This window comes from Kitasatospora putterlickiae (genome assembly GCF_039527695.1).
In the GTDB taxonomy this organism is placed as follows: Bacteria; Actinomycetota; Actinomycetes; order Streptomycetales; family Streptomycetaceae; genus Kitasatospora; species Kitasatospora putterlickiae.
In genome coordinates, this window is the sequence record NZ_BAAAKJ010000386.1 from 1 (window position 1) to 844 (window position 844).

An 844-nucleotide genomic window follows, 5' to 3' on the forward strand; every position below is an offset into this window, starting at 1 on the left:
CCACCCCGAGGACGTCGGCGAACAGGCCCGCCAGCACCGCCTCCCGGGGGGTGGCGGGCCCATGCCCCTCGGCGGCGCCCCGGTCCGGGGCCGGCAGGGCCACCGAGGGCCCGCCCAGTTCCTCCGGAGCGGGCAGCAGTTGGGACAGCAGGGCGCCGGTCGTCACCCCGACCAGCAATGCCAGGGGGAAGGCCCCCGTCCTCGGTGCGCGCACGATACCGGCCCCCTCCCTAGCCCCCCTGGAAGGACACCTTAAGCGTGACTCTCGGGAAGGTTAAGAGGGAACCGGTACCGTCCTGGTTCAGACCACCGGACGAAGCTCCACCAGCGGGACGGCGCGGGTGGTTCGGGCGCGGAATTCGGCGAACAGCGGCTCGACCGCGATCTGCCTGGCCCAGACGGCCTCGTGCTCGTCCGTGCCGAGGGGGACGGCGTGCGCGGCGAAGGTGTCCGGGCCGAGCTCGACGGTGACCTCGGGGATGTCGGCGAGGTTGCGGTACCAGGCCGGGTCGGCCGGCGCGCCGCCGTTCAGCGCGAAGACGATCACCCGCCCGGCGTCCTTCAGGTACACCAGCGGGGTGGTGCGGGACTCGCCGCTGCGCCGGCCCCGGGTGGTGAGCAGCAGCAGGGTCTTGCCGGCGAAGTCGCCGCCGACCACGCCCCCGGCGGCCCGGAACTCGGCGATCACCTGGCGGTTGTAGTCGTTGCCGCCGTCGGCGGGCTGGGGGTGCGCGGTGTTCATCGGCGCGGTGTTCATCGGTGGCCCTCCTCTGGTCCGGTTCGTCGTGACGAGCCTAGGAGCTGACACCGGTGTGAGGTTCAAGTCGATGTGACCGGAGTCACA

At 72.6% G+C, this 844-nt stretch carries 2 protein-coding genes; both read right to left on the bottom strand.

Features of this window, described 5'->3' with window-relative positions; genetic code table 11:
- On the bottom strand, positions 1-214 hold a 214-nt coding region (locus ABD308_RS33615), incomplete at its 3' end, for a hypothetical protein (RefSeq protein WP_344343481.1).
- An 87-nt stretch (positions 215-301) separates the two neighbouring features.
- Entirely contained in the window at positions 302-757 is a 456-nt protein-coding gene (locus tag ABD308_RS33620; RefSeq protein WP_344343483.1) for a nitroreductase/quinone reductase family protein, read from the bottom strand.
- Between the last annotated feature and the right edge of the window lie 87 nt (positions 758-844).